This window comes from Marinobacter sp. M1C (assembly GCF_023314135.1).
Taxonomy (GTDB): domain Bacteria; phylum Pseudomonadota; class Gammaproteobacteria; order Pseudomonadales; family Oleiphilaceae; genus Marinobacter.
Window position 1 is genome coordinate 699,431 of the sequence record NZ_CP092289.1, and the last position, 18,134, is coordinate 717,564.

The following is an 18,134-nucleotide window of genomic DNA, read 5'->3' on the forward strand; positions in this document are numbered from 1 at the left end:
AAGAACATGCAGGATAAAGTACAGATGTTTGGCCGCGCAGTTGTCTGTGCCGTGTTGCTTCTGGCGGGCTGTGCCAGTGGGCCTGGTGGCGGTATTTACGTGCCTGCCGGAGAGCGTCCGCAGGCGCCTAAACCGCCGCTGACCGACGGCGCCGCCAAACCAGCCGATGAACCGCAGGTATGGCGCAAAAGCGAACAGCCGCCTGAACAGAAATCGCAACAGCAAACAGGCGTGCCTGGGTACCGCGAATCCGGTGATCAGATGCCAGATGCGGCAGCGAGCTTGGTAAAAGAGGCCGATACCCTGATGGCGCAGGGTAATGGGCCTGCGGCGATTGTCCGCCTGGAACGGGCGCAGCGCATTGCACCGCGGTCTGCGGCGGTGTATTTCAAGCTGTCTGAAGCCTACGTGATGACCGGCCAGCTTGGCAGCGCTGAGCAGTTTACTCTTAAGGGGTTGTCGCTGGCGGGGCGTGACGAGCGTCTGCAGCGTTCAGGCTGGTTACTGTTGGCCGATATTCGTAGAGCCCGGGGCAATGTGGCCGGTGCGCAACAGGCCGAAAGCCGCGCTGCTAGCCTGTAATTCAGGCAAAATGGTAGCTCGAAAAAAGCGGTTAGAAAAAAAAGGCCACTGCGTTTGGCAGTGGCCTTTTTGCTTGGGGCAACGTCGTTACAACATTTTAAAGCGTTGCAAATACCTTGCGCGCCGCGTTCAGAGTGAACTCGATGTCTTCATCGGAAATGGCGGCGCTGGTGAAGCCGGCTTCAAAAGCCGACGGCGCCAGGTAAATGCCCTCGGCCAGCATGCCCTGGAAGAACTTCTTGAAGCGTTCGATATCGCATTCCATCACTTGGTCAAAGCGGGTGACGGACGATTCCTTGCTGAAGAAAAAGCCAAACATCGCGCCGGCCCCTTGAACCGCCAGCGGAATACCCGCCTCATCCGCTGCTGCTTTCAGGCCAGCGCAGATTTTTTCAGTTTTACGGGTCAGGGCGTCGTGAAATCCGGGTTCGGAAATCGCGTTCAGGGTGGCCAGGCCAGCGGTCATCGCCAGCGGATTACCGCTCAAAGTGCCCGCCTGGTAAACCGGCCCCAAAGGCGCAATGTGTTCCATGATTTCGCGTTTGCCGCCGAAAGCACCTACCGGTAAGCCGCCACCGATCACTTTGCCTAGCGCCGTCAGGTCTGGGGTTACGCCGAACAAACCTTGGGCTCCGCCCAGTGACACCCGGAAACCGGTCATCACTTCGTCAAAGATCAGCACCGTGCCGTACTCGTCGCAAATCTCGCGCAGGCCTTCCAGAAACCCCGGAACCGGTGGAATGCAATTCATGTTGCCGGCTACCGGCTCTACAATGATGGCCGCGATCTCGTTGCCCATGGTGCGGAAGGTTTCGCGCACGTCATCAATATCGTTGAAGTTCAGGGTCAGGGTAAGTTCGGCCAAGCAAGCGGGTACACCCGGAGAATTTGGTAAGCCCAAGGTCAACGCTCCGGAACCGGCTTTCACCAGCAGTGAATCAACGTGGCCGTGGTAGCAACCTTCAAACTTGACCACTTTGTCGCGGCCGGTGTAACCACGGGCGAGGCGCAGTGCGCTCATGGTGGCTTCGGTGCCGGAGTTCACCATGCGCACCAGTTCGATGGAGGGCACCAGTTCACACACTTTCATGGCCATCTCGGTTTCGATGGCGGTTGGTGCGCCGTAGCCTATGCCTTTTTCAATCTGCGCGTGCAAAGCTTCTTTTATAAGCGGGTTGGAGTGGCCAATAATCATGGGTCCCCAAGAGCCGATGTAATCGATGTAACGGCGATCGTCTTCATCGTAAAGATACGCGCCTTGAGCACTTTTGAAAAAGATGGGCGTGCCGCCAACACCGCGAAAAGCCCGTACCGGGGAGTTAACGCCACCAGGAATGTATTTCTGGGCCTGTTCGAACAGGGTTTCGGAGTGCGTCATGTCTTGGCTCCTGTTAAATGCGTTGAGAAAATTGAGAACGATGTTCGGCAAACAGCCGGCTAAATTCGCGGGCGCGTTTTGCGGTGGCATTAATGTCGGTGCTGAAAAGCCCACCGGCCACCGCCAGCAAATCGGCACCAGCCCGAATCAGAGGTTCGGCGTTGCTCAGGGTAATGCCGCCAATGGCGGTCACCGGGAGTTTGAACTTTTTGGCCAGCCCCAGCACTTGCGTGTCGGCCGCGGAAGCGTCGGGTTTTGTGGTCGATGGATAAAACCGGCCAAATGCCAGATAACTTGCACCTTGCTCGCAGGCGGCTTGCGCCAGCGCTAAGTCGGCGTGGCAGGTAATGCCAATAATGGCCTGGTCGCCGAGCAGGCGCCGAGCGTCGATCAGGGCGGTATCACCTTGGCCCAGATGCACGCCGGCTGCTTGCACCCGCAAGGCCAGCTCGATGTTGTCATTAATTAGTAGCGGCACACCGGCATTGCTGCAGACGGATTGCAGAGCGCTGGCCTGGCGCAGCTGTTCTGCCGCCGGCAAGTGTTTTTCACGGTATTGCACCAGTACTGCGCCACCTTCCAGGACGGCTTCTACCGCCGTTATCAGTGTATCACTAGGGGTTAAGTAGCCGTCGGTAATGGCATACAGACCGGGTTTTAGCGTTAATGTTCCCATAGAACCCCCCGGTCGGGCACCGGTTGCCCCTCACCCACTTTCAGCGCCTGAACGATGGCACGATGCACGTAGTTTTGCGCCTGCGCGATAGCGGCACGCTGCGACAGGCCGCAGGCACGGCCTGCGGCAATAGAGGATGCCAGCGTGCAACCGGTGCCGTGATATTCGCCACCAATACGTTCGATATGCCAACGCTGGGGTTTGGCATCACGGCGGTACAGCACATTAATGATGGCTTCGCCGGTGCCGTGGCCACCTGTGGCCAGCACGTCACCGCAGCCAGCCAGCTGGAGTTTCGCGGCGGCTTTTTGCGGATCAGGTTCGCCGGTCAACAATTCCAGTTCCACACCGTTGGGCGTGATCATTTCCGCTAGGGGGAAGAGCCGCGTCAGCATGGCGTTAATGAGTTCCGAGTCTGCCAGATCACCGCCGCCGGCGGCTTTAATCACCGGGTCTACAATCAGCGGTATGTGCGGGCGTTTGCGGACAAATTCTACCAGCACGTCCACTACGTCGGCATTGCCCAGGGCGCCGGTTTTTATGGCGTGAATAGGCGTGTCGCCAGCCAGGCATTCGAGTTGTCGACGAATCAGATCGGCGTCAATCGGCTCCGCAGCATAAACGTTGTGGGTGTTTTGCACGGTCAGGCAGGTTAGCACTGGCAGCGGGTGACAGCCCATAGAGGTAACAGATTGAATGTCGGCTTGCACACCGGCACCACCGGAGGGGTCCAGTCCGGACAAAATCAATACTTGAGGACGGCTGCGGAGTTTGATGTCTCTCTCCTTGCGCTGAGATTGTTGTTGGGAGTGCTCGTGTAGTAACGGTTTAGAATGGCTGTACAACCGCAAGAATAACCACCGCCAGCAGCACAAATACGGGCAATTCGTTAAACCAGCGGTAAAACACGTGGCCGCGCGTGTTGCGATCGTCGCGGAACACTTTGACCAAGTGGCCACAGTAAAAGTGATAAACGATCAACAGCGCCACTAATACGAGTTTGACGTGCAACCAGCCCTGGCTGAAGTAGCCAGACACGTTATAGCTGATCAGCCACACGCCAAAAAATACGGTGGCAATCATAGACGGCGTGGTAATCCCGCGATACAGCTTGCGCTCCATAATCTTGAAGCGCTCGCGGCCCGGCTCGTCTTCGCAGGCCGCGTGGTAAACAAATAGCCGTGGCAAGTAAAAAATGCCGGCAAACCAGCACACCATCGAAATTATGTGAAAAGCCTTAACCCAAAGCATGCCTAACTCCGCCGATATTGATAGTAACTTTCGATATCCGATTTCAGCACAACGCCATGGATTCTCTGAATCATCGGCGCCACGTGGCGCTGAACATATAAAGCTTCTGCGCTGCTGTTATCAAATTCATACAAGGCTTCTTCCAGCGTGGCCTGATATTGCACCGGCGCCAGATCGCGACGGTTTGCCGGTATGTTCATCAGGTCAATCTGCTCGGGCAGAGGCTGGTCTTCGGTTTTTAGCAGTTTTTCGCTGTCCTCCAGAAAACGTGCCAGATCTACCGCCGGCATCAGCGACGTTGGTCCGCTGCTGCCGTCAATTACCAGCCACTTAGGCTCAGATTTCAGGATTTGACGGGCTTCTTCCGGCGTCAGCCGGCGTTGGATACGCAGGATACTCTTATCCATGATGGCGGCTACCGATACCCGCCGCAATGCTTGAATTACCGGAGAGTTCTGATAGCTCAGGCCCTGGGACTTGAGCATGGTCAAGAATAGCGATTTACGGCCAAACGCTTCGCTGGTCACCAGGCTTGAGGTGGTGATAATCAGCATGCCCGGCAAAATAATATTGGGGTTGCGGGTCAGTTCCATCAATGCCATCAGCGCCGCTAAAGGCGCTTGCAATACCGCGCCCATCATCGCGCCCATGCCCAGCATGGCGTAAAAACCGACAGACGAGGCGTGGCCCGGCATAATTTCTGCACCGATCAATCCCATGGCTCCGCCGAGCGTCGCGCCCATGAAAAGCGTAGGCCCTATGATGCTGCTGGGCATACCCAGACCAACCGTTAGAGCAGTGATCAAGAGCTTTGCGACGCCCACGCTCAAGAGCAGCCAGAAGCCGAGTCCGCCGTTTATGGCGTCATTGACCGTGTCGTAGCCGATCCCCATGGTTTGGGGAATGAAAATAGCGAAGGGAACCATTAGAGCGCCGGCAATAATGACGCGTAATAAGATGGGGCGGTGGCTGAAGCGCCCCATGTATTCCACCAGGTAAATAAAAAGCGCCGCTGCAACACCAATAATGACTGCAATGGCCAGAATCCAGGGTATCTCCAGCAGTGAGTTCGTCATCAGTGCGGGAACATTAAACGCGGGATCTGGGCCGTACACGATCTGGGTGACTATCGCGGCGCTAACGGCTGCAAGAATGATGGGTGTGAAGCCGGCGATGGTGTATTCCATCATCACCACTTCCATCGCGAAAATCACCCCTGCAATCGGCGTGTTGAACGATGCTGATATGGCCGCAGCGCAGCCGCAGGCCACCAGGGTGCGAATGCTGTTGTTGGGCAGCCGCATCCACTGCCCCATCAAACTTGAAAAAGCCGCCCCCAAATGAACGGCGGGCCCTTCCCGGCCTGCAGATTGCCCGGTAACCACGGTTGCAACGCCTACAATGAACTGAATAAAGGCGCTTTTGGCAGTGATATAGCCCTGGTGGTAGTTCAGGCGTTCCATAACATGAACAACCCCGACTTTACGGTCATGAGTTGCCAGACGATGCAACAACAAGCCAAGGCCAAACGCGCCGACCAGAGGTAAAACCCCTCGTGTGACAACATCCAGACCCTCGAAAGCCTCGGAGGGAAAAGCCCCGGTTCCATCCCCGGGTAGAAAATATTTCAAGGGCCACTCAATGGCGAGGCGGAAGATCAGAATAACGCCGCCGGTGACCAAGCCGGAAAGCAGACCCAGCACGGCCAGTTGCGGCAGCGCATCTGCCCCGGATACCCGGCGCTGGAAGCTGGCTTTCATCGTCGCCGTTAGCTGGCGTGTGGAACGGATCATAATGGGTACATGCAGGGCCTGGGCCGGTTGATGATTTTCATACCGGGTCTAATCCGGCGCAGACTGTCTTTGGTATTGTAGCCGCCCCGGTCAGGGCTGCAATAAGCGGTTGGCTTATCATGATAGAATGACTGTTAAAAATGCAATTTCAGGAAACAGACAAGCAGGAGCTTAAACGTGATTAAAGTAGGTATTGTTGGTGGCACCGGGTACACCGGCGTGGAATTGTTGAGGATTCTGGCGGTGCATCCCCAGGCACAAGTGCATTGCATTACCTCACGTTCGGAAGCAGGTATGCCGGTTTCTGACCTTTATCCCAATCTGCGCGGCCACTTTGATCTGGCGTTTTCAGAACCCGATGTGGCTGTACTCTGCCAATGTGATCTGGTGTTTTTCGCCACGCCACACGGTGTAGCCATGCGAATGGTGCCGGAGTTGATGGCAGCGGGTGCGCGCGTCGTGGATTTGTCGGCCGATTTCCGCCTGAAAGATCTGGACGTGTGGGCCAAATGGTATGGAATGCCACATGAGTGTCCGGAGTGGGCGGAAAAGGCCGTTTATGGGCTGCCAGAAGTAGTACGCAATCAACTCCGTGATGCCCAACTGGTGGCTAACCCCGGTTGTTATCCTACCGCGGTGCAACTCGGTTTTCTGCCTTTGCTGGAAAACAGGTTGGTAGACAGCTGCCGCTTAATTGCCGACGCCAAATCGGGCTCCAGCGGTGCGGGTCGTCAGGCCAGCGTGGGTATGTTGCACGGCGAGGTTGGTGAAAGTTTCAAAGCCTATGGCGCCTCTGGCCATCGCCACCTGCCGGAAATTCGCCAAGGCTTGAGTCAGGCTGCAGGAACTGCGGTGGGTGTTACATTTGTGCCACACTTGGTGCCAATGATTCGCGGCATAGAAGCAACACTTTACGCTGAATTACATAACCCGGGCGATTTTGACCGGTTGCAGGAATTGTATGAAGAACGTTATCGGGACGAGCCCTTTGTGGATGTCATGCCGTTTGGCAGTCACCCGGAAACCCGCAGTGTGCGCGGTGCGAATCATTGCCGCATGGCGCTGCACCGGCAGGAAAGCAGCAACGTGGTTATTGTTACCTCGGTGATTGATAACCTGGTGAAGGGTGCTGCCGGCCAGGCTGTACAGAATATGAACGTCATGTTTGGCATCCCTGAAACCATGGGCCTCGAAGCGCCGGCCATGCTGCCATGAGAGCCGCAACAGCTGTAAAAAGAGCTGCTGGCCTGGCGTTTTAAGGGTGGTTGGCGCCGCCCCCCAGGCAAGCAAACGTGGAAGTGTGGGCCGGCGCTGGCTGACGTTGGCGCTGGCCTGCGGGACGTTTTTGGCTGGCGGTTACTGGGCTGGAGTGCAGCACGGAACTGATAGTGAAATTGCACGCTTGGGCCAGGTTGAAGTTGAACGTGACCAGTTAGAGGCGTCTGCGACAAAGCTACGCAAACAGTATCAGGCAGCCCGCCAGCAACAGATAAGTTTGGAGCGGGGACGGGCGATTGATGAGCAAGCATTGAATCAAACCCGGCAGAGTATTGTGGCGCTGGAAACCCGCAATGCCCAGTTACGCTCGGACCTGGGTTTTTATAAAAAAATTATGGCTCCGGCAAGCGTGGCAAAAGGCTTGCAGATTGACCGCCTGAGTATTGATAGAAACCCCGAAGGCGGTTTTGATTTTCGGCTGGTGTTGACCCAGGTTGGTAATAATAAGCGCTATCAGTCGGGTGTGGTAGCGGTGAATCTGGTGGGCCGGTCCGGTGGTAGCGCAGAGGGCATACCGCTACGTGATGTATCACCAAAGACTGATGATTTGGGCATAAAGTTTCGTTTTCGCTATTTTCAGGACATTAATGGCTCACTCACGTTACCCGACGGGTTTGAGCCTCTGGAAGTGCAGGTAGTCGCGCAGCTAGGAGGCAAAGAAATAGTGCAGGCCGAACGCACCTTTTTGTGGAGCAAACTGGTGGCGAACTAGCCTGCAGTCTAAGGCGCCTTAATGCGTAATGTTTGCGCTCTGGTAATAGTTGATTGTTTTAGTCAAGAATACGATAATCATTGAAATTCAGCCAACATTCCGGAGGGGAACTTGAGCGCAGTTCAGCAACAGGTATCAGCCCCGCTGTTTTTCAGTGACAGTGCGGCGGCCAAAGCCAAAGAGCTTATTGATGAAGAAGGCAACGCCGATCTTAATTTGCGGGTGTATGTAACCGGCGGGGGGTGTTCTGGCTTTCAGTACGGGTTTTCATTCGATGACGCCCAAGACGACGAAGATACAATCATCGAGCGTGACGGCGTTAAATTACTGGTAGACCCGATGAGTTATCAGTACTTGGTAGGCTCGACGGTGGATTATCTCGAGGGCCTTCAGGGATCTCAGTTTGTGGTGAACAACCCTAATGCCAGCGCCACTTGCGGTTGCGGCAGTTCCTTTTCTATCTAAATCTAACGGGCTGTTGGCGTTGTCTAACTGGCTGCCGACACTGCATGATGAGCTGTTGAAACTCTGTATTCATCAGGCTGGGTAGATGGCGCCTAATACTCTCGGCCCGCTGGCGCCGGTTACTTCTGGCAGGTTTCCACTCAGTCCCAGAACGGTGCGACGGGCCAGCCAAGCAAACCCGACCGGTTCCACCCATTGCGGGTCGAGTCCAAGCTCCTCCGTACTGCACACGGCAGCCGGGCTAAGCGCCCGAGCCAGCTCGCGCATTAACACAGGGTTCAGCGCCCCTCCGCCACACACATACACTTTAAACGCCGTCGATTGCGGCATCTGCCGGGCAATACTGAGCACCGTTAGCTGCAGCAGTGTGCGCTGCACATCGGGGGCAAGTAAGTTCGGGTAACGCTGCAGCCGGGTTTTTATCCAGCCCAGATTAAAACGTTCTTTGCCGGTACTTTTCGGTGCCGGGCTTGCAAAGTAGGCGTCAGTAAACAGATCACTGAGCAGCGCCTCGTTGACAGTGCCTTCTTCGGCCAAGCGGCCGTCACAGTCAAAATGACGCCCAGTCTGGTCGGCGCACCAGGCATCTAAAAGAGCATTGGCCGGGCCTGTATCAAACCCGTAAACGCTTCCTGTTCCGGCCCTCGGTAGCCAGGTAATATTGGCAATGCCACCCAGATTAATAATGCAGCGATCTTCCTCTGCGCTGCTGAAGAATGACTGGTGAAACAGCGGCATCAGAGGCGCGCCTTGCCCCCCCGCGGCCATGTCGCGGCGACGAAAATCGGCAACGGTCGCCACGCCGGTGTGCTCGGCGATAATGCTTGGGTTGGCAATTTGCAGGGAAAATGGCGCGCTGCCGCTAGGCTGATGGCGTATCGTTTGGCCATGGCTGCCCACCGCGCCAATATCCGCTACTGGTATTCCAGATTGCTGAATAACAGTGTTGGCGGCCTTGGCAAACAGCTGGCCCGTCAGTGTGTCCAGTTCACCCAGCTCGTCGGGTGTTGCGTGATTCTGGGCGGCCAGTTCTAGTCTGGCTCGAAGTTCGGCGGGGTAGGCCAGGGTGTGGCGGGCGTGAAATTCTATGGCACTGGTTCCAAATGACACCAGCACGGCGTCTATGCCGTCCATGCTGGTTCCAGACATCAGCCCTATCCAGGCGGTCATGTTTACTTCCCTGAAGCCAGAGTCAGAGGCAGTTTTTCGTTACCGCGCAAATCGTCGAGCTGCGCCAGCTGTTGCTGAGTGAACTTTTTGAAGCGGGCCAGTTCGGTTTTTGGAATGGGCTTGGCATCTGGCAGCGTGACCGTCCGTGAGTTACGCGGCGCACCGTTAACCCGGAATTCATAGTGCAAGTGCGGGCCTGTGACCATGCCGGAAGAGCCGACGTAACCGATGGTTTCACCTTGCTTAACCCGTCCACCATTTTTTATACCTTTGCCCAGCCTGCTCATGTGGGCATAAAGCGTTGTAATGTTATCTCCGTGTGACAACACAACCGTACGACCGTAACCGCCTTTCCAGCCGGCAAATTTGATCCGCCCGTTGCCTACCGCCTTAATGGGCGTTCCGGGGGGAGCTGCATAGTCGGTGCCTTCGTGTGGCCTGACAACATCCAGTACCGGATGCCGACGCTGCAAGTTAAAGGATGACGAAACCCGCGCGTTCAGTGGTACACGCAAAAAGGCCTTGCGCATACTTCTGCCGGTAGGACTGTAGTAATCGGTTTCACCTTGAGCGTCTGTGTACAGCATGGCAATGTTGTCTTCGCCGCGATTAACAAAGTTAGCCGACAGGATGCGTCCGCTGCCAAATTTCTCGCCGTCAAGATAAAGCTCTTCATAAATCACTTCAAAGCGGTCGCCTTTGCGCACGTCGTATACAAAATCGATGTCCCAGCCAAAAATGCCAGACATTTCCATCGTTAGCCGGTCGTTCATACCGGCGGCGCGAGCGGCCAGATAAAGGGAACCATCGATGGTGCCTTTGGCAAACGCTGTTCGTACCTCTGGCTCTCGAACCACTTTTTTGCCAGTGAAACCGTCTGCACCAAGGGTTATGCTTAAACGTTCCAGTTTGCTACGTTGAAGCTCAACCCCTGTAAGGGCACCTTCAGAGCTCGTGGCGAAGCGGATGGTTTCACCAGCGTAGAGGCGCTGCAGTTTCTTCGCTTCGCCTGCTCCGTGAATAACCGACAGCATAATGCCATCGTTAAAGCCGGCTTTTTTGAACAGAGTGGATAGAGTATCACCTGAGCGAATATCAAGCGCTTGCCAGTCTATAGCCGGCTTGCCAAGGCTTGGGAGAAGGGTTTTCTCTGCTTTAGCTGTAAGCGCGGTTGAAGGCGTGACGGCCGTTGTCAGGTTCGAATTTACGTTGGTTGAGATCCTCGATGCCTGGGTTGCTTTTGCTTGTGTCCCAGGTACTGGCGATGCTGGCACCGCAGAAGGAGTAGCAACAACGGTGGCGGCTGTGCCCGATTCAAGATCAAGCGCGATAGACATGCGCTTGGCTTCTACATCTGCACTCGGGCTCATCAGCACGGCAGTGACAACAACAACGGTGGCCGCTGCTGCGATCGTGATGTGGGTCTTGGGGAATGTTTTGAACACGTATTTCACCCGTTTAAGTCGACATTTCGGCAGCTTGTGCCGCTGTATTAAATCTGGTTTTAATAGTCTAGCTGATAGATTACCGCATAAGAATCATCGGCAACAGACGTCAACATTACAGTTGCGGTGTTTGTTACACGGATTTATCGGAGCGCGATTGTTATAATACTGCGCCGCGACCATTCAGTGATGGTTAAAAACTGAACAGCTGTATCTTAGCAAAGTTTCGGCGAATAGGCAGAGTTGTTATCCAACTCTGTGAACTGGAACTGTTTCAAATCAAATTATGAGGTGGGGTGTTCATGGCATTGATTGATGAATCGCTGGCGCTGATCAAGCGTGGTATCGACGAGCTAATTCCCGAGGAGGAGTTAGTCGCCAAACTAAAAGAGGGGCGCCCGCTGCGTATTAAGGCGGGTTTTGACCCTACTGCGCCTGATCTCCATCTTGGCCACACGGTGCTTATTAACAAGCTGCGCCAGTTCCAGGATTTGGGTCATGAGGTCATTTTCCTGATTGGCGACTTCACCGGTATGATTGGCGACCCGTCGGGCAAGAGTGCTACCCGGCCGCCGCTGACCAGTGAGCAGGTAGCGGCTAATGCGGTTACCTATAAAGAGCAGGTGTTCAAAATTCTGGACCCTGCCAAAACTCGCGTTGCTTTCAATTCCGAGTGGATGAGTAAAATGAGCGCCGCGGACATGATTGCTTTGGCGGGGCAGTACACAGTTGCTCGCATGCTCGAACGCGACGATTTTGACAAGCGTTACACCGGTGGGCAGCCGATTGCGATACACGAATTTCTATACCCTCTCATTCAGGGATACGATTCGGTCGCCCTGGAGGCGGACGTCGAGCTGGGCGGCACCGATCAGAAGTTTAACCTGCTGATGGGGCGGGCACTGCAGAAGAACTACGGCCAAAAGCCGCAAGTCATATTGACGGTGCCCATTCTTGAGGGTCTGGATGGGGTGCAGAAGATGTCCAAGTCGTTGGGCAACTATGTAGGTGTGAATGACGCGCCTGGTGAAATGTACACCAAGCTGTTATCGGTACCCGATGAGCTGTTATGGCGTTACTTTGAATTGCTGAGCTTCCGGCCCCTGGCTGAAATAGAAGAATTTCAGGCCCAGGTAAGTTCCGGAGCTAACCCGCAGGACTATAAGAAACTGCTGGCAGAAGAGCTGATTACCCGCTTCCATAATGAAGAGTCTGCGAGAACTGCTCACAAGTCCGCAGGCAACCGTGTGACGCTAGGCGAAATACCCGACAACGTGCCAGAGGTAAGCGTTGCGCTGGAGGGGCAGGAGCAGTTGGCAATTGGCACGGTGTTGCGTATGGCCGGATTGGTTAAGAACGGTGCGGCAGCGCGGGATGTGCTGAGCCGTGGTGCCGTCTTTATAGATGGCGTAAAGCTTGAGGGCGACAGAATGTTTGCTGAGGGCGACACCTGTGTTATCCAGGCCGGCAAGAAGAAGGTTGCGCGTATTACTATGGTGAAATAGGTCGATGACGGGGATTTGAACTTTTTTCACTTTCCCCGTTGACCTGTTCCGAGAAGTCTGTAGAATGCGCATCTCGCTTGAGGGACAGCCCGGAATAGAGGGGCAGGAATTGAGCGGAAACTGTTTGGTAAGACGTTGAAAAGTTTAGGGAATGTGATTTAAACTTTGAACGCGAAAACGGTTGACACGGTTCGGATACGCTGTAGAATGCGCCTCTCGAATCAAGCAGTACCAGCCGGTTAGGTTGGGGGGTTTGGAAGGAAATGCTTCTAACGCTTCTCGAAATAAACGGTTGACAGGGCAGCGAAACGATGTATAATTCGCCTCCTGATTGAGCCACGGCTCAAACGCTCTTTAAAAAATTAACCAAGTAATTCGTGTGGGCGCTGACTGGAGTATTTCGGTAAGAAATACCAAGTCAACGACTCGTCAAGAATTGAGTTTTTGTACTTGAGCAGATTGAAGATCTTCGGATCTTGTATGATTTAAACTGAAGAGTTTGATCATGGCTCAGATTGAACGCTGGCGGCAGGCTTAACACATGCAAGTCGAGCGGAAACGATGGTAGCTTGCTACCAGGCGTCGAGCGGCGGACGGGTGAGTAATGCTTAGGAATCTGCCTAGTAGTGGGGGATAGCCCGGGGAAACTCGGATTAATACCGCATACGCCCTACGGGGGAAAGCAGGGGATCCGCTCTTCGGAGAGGACCTTGCGCTATTAGATGAGCCTAAGTCGGATTAGCTTGTTGGTGGGGTAATGGCCTACCAAGGCAACGATCCGTAGCTGGTCTGAGAGGATGATCAGCCACATCGGGACTGAGACACGGCCCGAACTCCTACGGGAGGCAGCAGTGGGGAATATTGGACAATGGGCGCAAGCCTGATCCAGCCATGCCGCGTGTGTGAAGAAGGCTTTCGGGTTGTAAAGCACTTTCAGCGAGGAGGAAGGCCTTAAGATTAATACTCTTGAGGATTGACGTCACTCGCAGAAGAAGCACCGGCTAACTCCGTGCCAGCAGCCGCGGTAATACGGAGGGTGCAAGCGTTAATCGGAATTACTGGGCGTAAAGCGCGCGTAGGTGGTTATGTAAGCGAGATGTGAAAGCCCCGGGCTCAACCTGGGAACGGCACTTCGAACTGCATGGCTAGAGTGTGGTAGAGGGTAGTGGAATTTCCTGTGTAGCGGTGAAATGCGTAGATATAGGAAGGAACACCAGTGGCGAAGGCGGCTACCTGGACCAACACTGACACTGAGGTGCGAAAGCGTGGGGAGCAAACAGGATTAGATACCCTGGTAGTCCACGCCGTAAACGATGTCAACTAGCCGTTGGGGATCTTGAATCCTTAGTGGCGCAGCTAACGCACTAAGTTGACCGCCTGGGGAGTACGGCCGCAAGGTTAAAACTCAAATGAATTGACGGGGGCCCGCACAAGCGGTGGAGCATGTGGTTTAATTCGACGCAACGCGAAGAACCTTACCTGGCCTTGACATGCAGAGAACGTTCCAGAGATGGATCGGTGCCTTCGGGAACTCTGACACAGGTGCTGCATGGCCGTCGTCAGCTCGTGTCGTGAGATGTTGGGTTAAGTCCCGTAACGAGCGCAACCCCTATCCCTAGTTGCTAGCAGGTAATGCTGAGAACTCTAGGGAGACTGCCGGTGACAAACCGGAGGAAGGTGGGGATGACGTCAGGTCATCATGGCCCTTACGGCCAGGGCTACACACGTGCTACAATGGCGCGCACAGAGGGCTGCAAACCCGCGAGGGGGAGCCAATCTCACAAAACGCGTCGTAGTCCGGATCGGAGTCTGCAACTCGACTCCGTGAAGTCGGAATCGCTAGTAATCGTGAATCAGAATGTCACGGTGAATACGTTCCCGGGCCTTGTACACACCGCCCGTCACACCATGGGAGTGGATTGCACCAGAAGTAGTTAGTCTAACCTTCGGGAGGACGATTACCACGGTGTGGTTCATGACTGGGGTGAAGTCGTAACAAGGTAGCCCTAGGGGAACCTGGGGCTGGATCACCTCCTTAAACGATGCCGAACGCTTCGGTCAGAGTCCACACGAATTACTTGGTTGATTGATTAAAGAGAGCAAAGGGTCTTTCAGGCCCGACGGTTTTAACCCTCAGGGGTTTGGCGCCGGATTCGAATCGATTGGCAAGGCGCAAGCTGAGCGAAGGCGGAAGCGTACTGTAGTACGTGACCAACTGAACGAGGATTGCAACGCAGACCAGGCGCTTCGAAGACAAGCAAAACCGGGTCTGTAGCTCAGTTGGTTAGAGCGCACCCCTGATAAGGGTGAGGTCGGTGGTTCAACTCCACCCAGACCCACCAAAATTGTGTTACCCGTCGTTATCGCCGGACTCACGTGCCACTCGCACGCCACGCCCGACGATGCCTAGGTTAACCCAATTTTCCGAGTAAGCCTCAGCTGATGAGGTCCATCGGAATAGCACCAAAATGGGGCTATAGCTCAGCTGGGAGAGCGCCTGCCTTGCACGCAGGAGGTCAGCAGTTCGATCCTGCTTAGCTCCACCATTATACAGACATGACGAGTTACTTGGTTACCCTGAATGCCTGACTTCGGTCAGTGTACAGAAAAAAGTGTTTCAGTTTAGCGTCCGCTAAGTCTGAAGGCCTTCTTTCTGATCACTGGGTCAGATTTGCTCTTTAACAAATTGGATGAGATAGAACACGAATGCTTTCCTCTACGGTCTTTGAGGGAAGTGTTCAAGTGATAACGATTTTTTCAAGCGTTATCCGGTGTTGTCGTTGAAGTGGTTGTGTATGACTTCGAGTGACTATCTCTAGTGTTCCTGGAACACGCTGTCTAACTTCGGTTAGCTGGCCGTGATCTGTGGGCGTTAGAGTCAGTTGTCTTGGGGTTATATAGTCAAGCAACTAAGCGCATACGGTGGATGCCTAGGCAGTCAGAGGCGATGAAAGACGTGGAAGCCTGCGATAAGGTTCGGGGAGCTGGCAAACGAGCTGTGATCCGGACATTTCTGAATGGGGAAACCCACCCGATCTAGGTCGGGTATCTTACACTGAATACATAGGTGTAAGAGGCGAACCGGGAGAACTGAAACATCTAAGTACCCCGAGGAAAAGAAATCAACCGAGATTCCCTAAGTAGCGGCGAGCGAACGGGGACTAGCCCTTAAGCTAGACAACTGGTAGGAGAAGGCTCTGGAAAGTGCCGCCATAGTGGGTGATAGCCCTGTATCCGAAACCTGAGTCTAGTGAAATCGAGTAGGACGGGGCACGAGAAACCTTGTCTGAACATGGGGGGACCATCCTCCAAGGCTAAATACTCCTGACTGACCGATAGTGAACCAGTACCGTGAGGGAAAGGCGAAAAGAACCCCTGTGAGGGGAGTGAAATAGATCCTGAAACCGTATGCGTACAAGCAGTCGGAGCAGACTTGTTCTGTGACGGCGTACCTTTTGTATAATGGGTCAGCGACTTATGTTCAGTGGCGAGGTTAACCGTTTAGGGGAGCCGTAGGGAAACCGAGTCTGAATAGGGCGAATTAGTCGCTGGGCATAGACCCGAAACCGGGCGATCTATCCATGAGCAGGTTGAAGGTTGAGTAACATCAACTGGAGGACCGAACCCACTGTCGTTGAAAAGCCAGGGGATGACTTGTGGATCGGAGTGAAAGGCTAATCAAGCCCGGAGATAGCTGGTTCTCCCCGAAAGCTATTTAGGTAGCGCCTCGGACGAATACCACAGGGGGTAGAGCACTGTCTCGGCTAGGGGGTCATCCCGACTTACCAACCCGATGCAAACTCCGAATACCTGTGAGTACTATCCGGGAGACACACGGCGGGTGCTAACGTCCGTCGTGAAGAGGGAAACAACCCAGACCGCCAGCTAAGGTCCCAAAATTCCAGTTAAGTGGGAAACGATGTGGGAAGGCTCAGACAGCTAGGAGGTTGGCTTAGAAGCAGCCATCCTTTAAAGAAAGCGTAATAGCTCACTAGTCGAGTCGGCCTGCGCGGAAGATGTAACGGGGCTCAAACTGGATACCGAAGCTGCGGCTGCATACTGTGTATGCGGGGTAGGGGAGCGTTCTGTAAGCCTGCGAAGGTGAGTTGAGAAGCTTGCTGGAGGTATCAGAAGTGCGAATGCTGACATGAGTAACGACAATGCGAGTGAAAAACTCGCACGCCGGAAGACCAAGGGTTCCTGCGCAACGCTAATCGGCGCAGGGTGAGTCGGCCCCTAAGGTGAGACCGAAAGGTGTAATCGATGGGAGACGGGTTAATATTCCCGTACCTTGAATCACTGCGATGGAGAGACGGAGAAGGCTAGGTAAGCCGGGCGACGGTCGTCCCGGTTTAAGCGTGTAGGGAGGGGACTTAGGCAAATCCGGGTCCTCAATTCTGAGACGTGATGACGACTGCCCATGTGGCGGGAAGTTATTGATGCCATGCTTCCAGGAAAATCTTCTAAGCTTCAGGTGATTTGAGACCGTACCCCAAACCGACACAGGTGGTCAGGTAGAGAATACCAAGGCGCTTGAGAGAACTCGGGTAAAGGAACTAGGCAAAATGGTGCCGTAACTTCGGGAGAAGGCACGCTGGTGGTATGTGACACCCCTCGCGGGTTGAGCAGAAGCCAGTCGAAGATACCAGGCCCCTGCGACTGTTTATTAAAAACACAGCACTGTGCAAACACGAAAGTGGACGTATACGGTGTGACGCCTGCCCGGTGCCGGAAGGTTAATTGATGGGGTTATCCTTAGGGAGAAGCTCTTGATCGAAGCCCCGGTAAACGGCGGCCGTAACTATAACGGTCCTAAGGTAGCGAAATTCCTTGTCGGGTAAGTTCCGACCTGCACGAATGGCGTAACGATGGGGGCGCTGTCTCTACCCGAGACTCAGTGAAATTGAAATCGCCGTGAAGATGCGGTGTATCCGCGGCTAGACGGAAAGACCCCGTGAACCTTTACTATAGCTTCACAGTGAACTTTGAACATGTTTGTGTAGGATAGCTGGGAGGCATTGAAGCGTGAACGCCAGTTTGCGTGGAGCCAACCTTGAAATACCAGCCTGGCATGTTTGAGGTTCTAACTCTGTCCCCTTATCGGGGATGAGGACACTGTGTGGTGGGTAGTTTGACTGGGGCGGTCTCCTCCTAAAGCGTAACGGAGGAGCACAAAGGTGGGCTAAGTACGGTCGGACATCGTACGGTTAGTGTAATGGCACAAGCCCGCTTGACTGCGAGACAGACACGTCGAGCAGGTACGAAAGTAGGTCATAGTGATCCGGTGGTTCTGTATGGAAGGGCCATCGCTCAACGGATAAAAGGTACTCCGGGGATAACAGGCTGATACCGCCCAAGAGTTCACATCGACGGCGGTGTTTGGCACCTCGATGTCGGCTCATCACATCCTGGGGCTGAAGCCGGTCCCAAGGGTATGGCTGTTCGCCATTTAAAGTGGTACGCGAGCTGGGTTTAGAACGTCGTGAGACAGTTCGGTCCCTATCTGCCGTGGACGTTGGAGATTTGAGGAAAGCTGCTCCTAGTACGAGAGGACCGGAGTGGACGAACCTCTGGTGTTCGGGTTGTCACGCCAGTGGCATTGCCCGGTAGCTATGTTCGGATAGGATAACCGCTGAAAGCATCTAAGCGGGAAGCCCCTTCCAAGATGAGATCTCCCTGGGCCCTAGAGGCCCCTGAAGAGCCGTTCAAGACCAGGACGTTGATAGGTCGGGTGTGTAAGCGCTGCGAGGCGTTGAGCTAACCGATACTAATTGCTCGTGCGGCTTGACTATATAACACCCAAGACAATTGCGGATATCGCAACGAAAAAATCGTATCACGGCCCTAAAAAGCCAGCGTTCTATCTCATCCCCCAGTGA

12 protein-coding genes, 2 tRNA genes and 2 rRNA genes are annotated in these 18,134 nt (G+C 54.5%); 9 read left to right on the forward strand and 7 right to left on the reverse strand.

Annotated elements, in window-relative coordinates:
- Window positions 1–6: 6 nt before the first annotated feature.
- Window positions 7–582 carry a tetratricopeptide repeat protein gene (locus MIH19_RS03340; protein WP_249008934.1) on the forward strand — a complete coding sequence of 192 codons (576 nt, stop codon included), beginning with the start codon at window positions 7–9 and terminating at the stop codon, window positions 580–582.
- Window positions 583–679: 97 nt separating this feature from the next.
- Here MIH19_RS03340 and hemL read toward each other — a convergent pair whose 3' ends face one another.
- The 5 genes from hemL to MIH19_RS03365 form a co-directional block, all read right to left on the reverse strand.
- A complete protein-coding gene (gene hemL, locus MIH19_RS03345) occupies window positions 680–1,960 on the reverse strand; it encodes a glutamate-1-semialdehyde 2,1-aminomutase (RefSeq protein ID WP_249007560.1) in 1,281 nt (426 codons plus the stop codon).
- A 13-nt stretch (window positions 1,961–1,973) separates the two neighbouring features.
- On the reverse strand, window positions 1,974–2,636 hold the full coding sequence (gene thiE, locus MIH19_RS03350) for a thiamine phosphate synthase (RefSeq protein WP_249007561.1): 663 nt from the start codon (window positions 2,634–2,636) through the stop codon (window positions 1,974–1,976).
- Complete coding sequence (locus tag MIH19_RS03355; RefSeq protein ID WP_249007562.1) at window positions 2,624–3,385, reverse strand: hydroxymethylpyrimidine/phosphomethylpyrimidine kinase; 762 nt, start codon at window positions 3,383–3,385, stop codon at window positions 2,624–2,626. The genes thiE and MIH19_RS03355 overlap by 13 nt, the downstream gene beginning before the upstream one ends.
- Window positions 3,386–3,464: 79 nt before the next feature.
- The gene (gene hemJ / locus MIH19_RS03360) at window positions 3,465–3,887 is read right to left on the reverse strand and encodes a protoporphyrinogen oxidase HemJ (protein ID WP_249007563.1); all 423 of its coding nucleotides are present in this window, start codon (window positions 3,885–3,887) and stop codon (window positions 3,465–3,467) included.
- 2 nt (window positions 3,888–3,889) lie between these two features.
- Entirely contained in the window at window positions 3,890–5,680 is a 1,791-nt protein-coding gene (locus tag MIH19_RS03365; RefSeq protein WP_249007564.1) for a chloride channel protein, read from the reverse strand.
- Window positions 5,681–5,857: 177 nt separating this feature from the next.
- Here MIH19_RS03365 and argC point away from each other — a divergent pair, with 177 nt between their 5' ends.
- From argC to erpA, 3 genes are all read left to right on the forward strand, one after another.
- Window positions 5,858–6,895, forward strand: a complete 1,038-nt coding sequence (gene argC / locus MIH19_RS03370) for an N-acetyl-gamma-glutamyl-phosphate reductase (protein WP_249007565.1) — start codon at window positions 5,858–5,860, stop codon at window positions 6,893–6,895.
- A gap of 46 nt (window positions 6,896–6,941) precedes the next feature.
- Entirely contained in the window at window positions 6,942–7,670 is a 729-nt protein-coding gene (locus MIH19_RS03375) for a DUF6776 family protein (protein WP_249007566.1), read from the forward strand.
- A gap of 111 nt (window positions 7,671–7,781) precedes the next feature.
- Complete coding sequence (erpA, locus tag MIH19_RS03380; RefSeq protein ID WP_249007567.1) at window positions 7,782–8,135, forward strand: iron-sulfur cluster insertion protein ErpA; 354 nt, start codon at window positions 7,782–7,784, stop codon at window positions 8,133–8,135.
- Between the two features lie 72 nt (window positions 8,136–8,207).
- Here erpA and MIH19_RS03385 read toward each other — a convergent pair whose 3' ends face one another.
- Entirely contained in the window at window positions 8,208–9,305 is a 1,098-nt protein-coding gene (locus MIH19_RS03385; RefSeq protein ID WP_249007568.1) for an anhydro-N-acetylmuramic acid kinase, read from the reverse strand.
- A 2-nt stretch (window positions 9,306–9,307) separates the two neighbouring features.
- Window positions 9,308–10,750 (reverse strand): peptidoglycan DD-metalloendopeptidase family protein, encoded by a 1,443-nt coding sequence (locus tag MIH19_RS03390; protein WP_249007569.1) that lies wholly within the window; start codon window positions 10,748–10,750, stop codon window positions 9,308–9,310.
- Window positions 10,751–11,052: 302 nt separating this feature from the next.
- Between MIH19_RS03390 and tyrS the strand changes: the two genes are divergently transcribed.
- The 5 genes from tyrS (at window position 11,053) to MIH19_RS03415 (ending at window position 18,047) form a co-directional block, all read left to right on the forward strand.
- Window positions 11,053–12,255 (forward strand): tyrosine--tRNA ligase, encoded by a 1,203-nt coding sequence (gene tyrS / locus MIH19_RS03395; protein ID WP_249007570.1) that lies wholly within the window; start codon window positions 11,053–11,055, stop codon window positions 12,253–12,255.
- 487 nt (window positions 12,256–12,742) lie between these two features.
- Window positions 12,743–14,293, forward strand: a 16S ribosomal RNA gene (locus MIH19_RS03400).
- Window positions 14,294–14,520: 227 nt separating this feature from the next.
- Window positions 14,521–14,597 (forward strand) — tRNA-Ile (locus MIH19_RS03405).
- A 128-nt stretch (window positions 14,598–14,725) separates the two neighbouring features.
- A tRNA-Ala gene (locus MIH19_RS03410) sits at window positions 14,726–14,801 on the forward strand.
- 353 nt (window positions 14,802–15,154) lie between these two features.
- A 23S ribosomal RNA gene (locus tag MIH19_RS03415) occupies window positions 15,155–18,047 on the forward strand.
- The 16S and 23S rRNA genes sit together here with 2 tRNA genes alongside, the layout of an rRNA operon.
- The last annotated feature ends 87 nt before the right edge of the window (window positions 18,048–18,134 follow it).

Bases quoted from the DNA above. Each gene is read 5' to 3' on its own strand.
- thiE (WP_249007561.1), bottom strand. From the start codon at position 2,636: ATGGGAACATTAACGCTAAAACCCGGTCTGTATGCCATTACCGACGGC.
- MIH19_RS03340 (WP_249008934.1), top strand. From the start codon at position 7: ATGCAGGATAAAGTACAGATGTTTGGCCGCGCAGTTGTCTGTGCCGTG.
- hemL (WP_249007560.1), bottom strand. From the start codon at position 1,960: ATGACGCACTCCGAAACCCTGTTCGAACAGGCCCAGAAATACATTCCT.
- MIH19_RS03385 (WP_249007568.1), bottom strand. From the start codon at position 9,305: ATGACCGCCTGGATAGGGCTGATGTCTGGAACCAGCATGGACGGCATA.
- tyrS (WP_249007570.1), top strand. From the start codon at position 11,053: ATGGCATTGATTGATGAATCGCTGGCGCTGATCAAGCGTGGTATCGAC.
- hemJ (WP_249007563.1), bottom strand. From the start codon at position 3,887: ATGCTTTGGGTTAAGGCTTTTCACATAATTTCGATGGTGTGCTGGTTT.
- MIH19_RS03365 (WP_249007564.1), bottom strand. From the start codon at position 5,680: ATGATCCGTTCCACACGCCAGCTAACGGCGACGATGAAAGCCAGCTTC.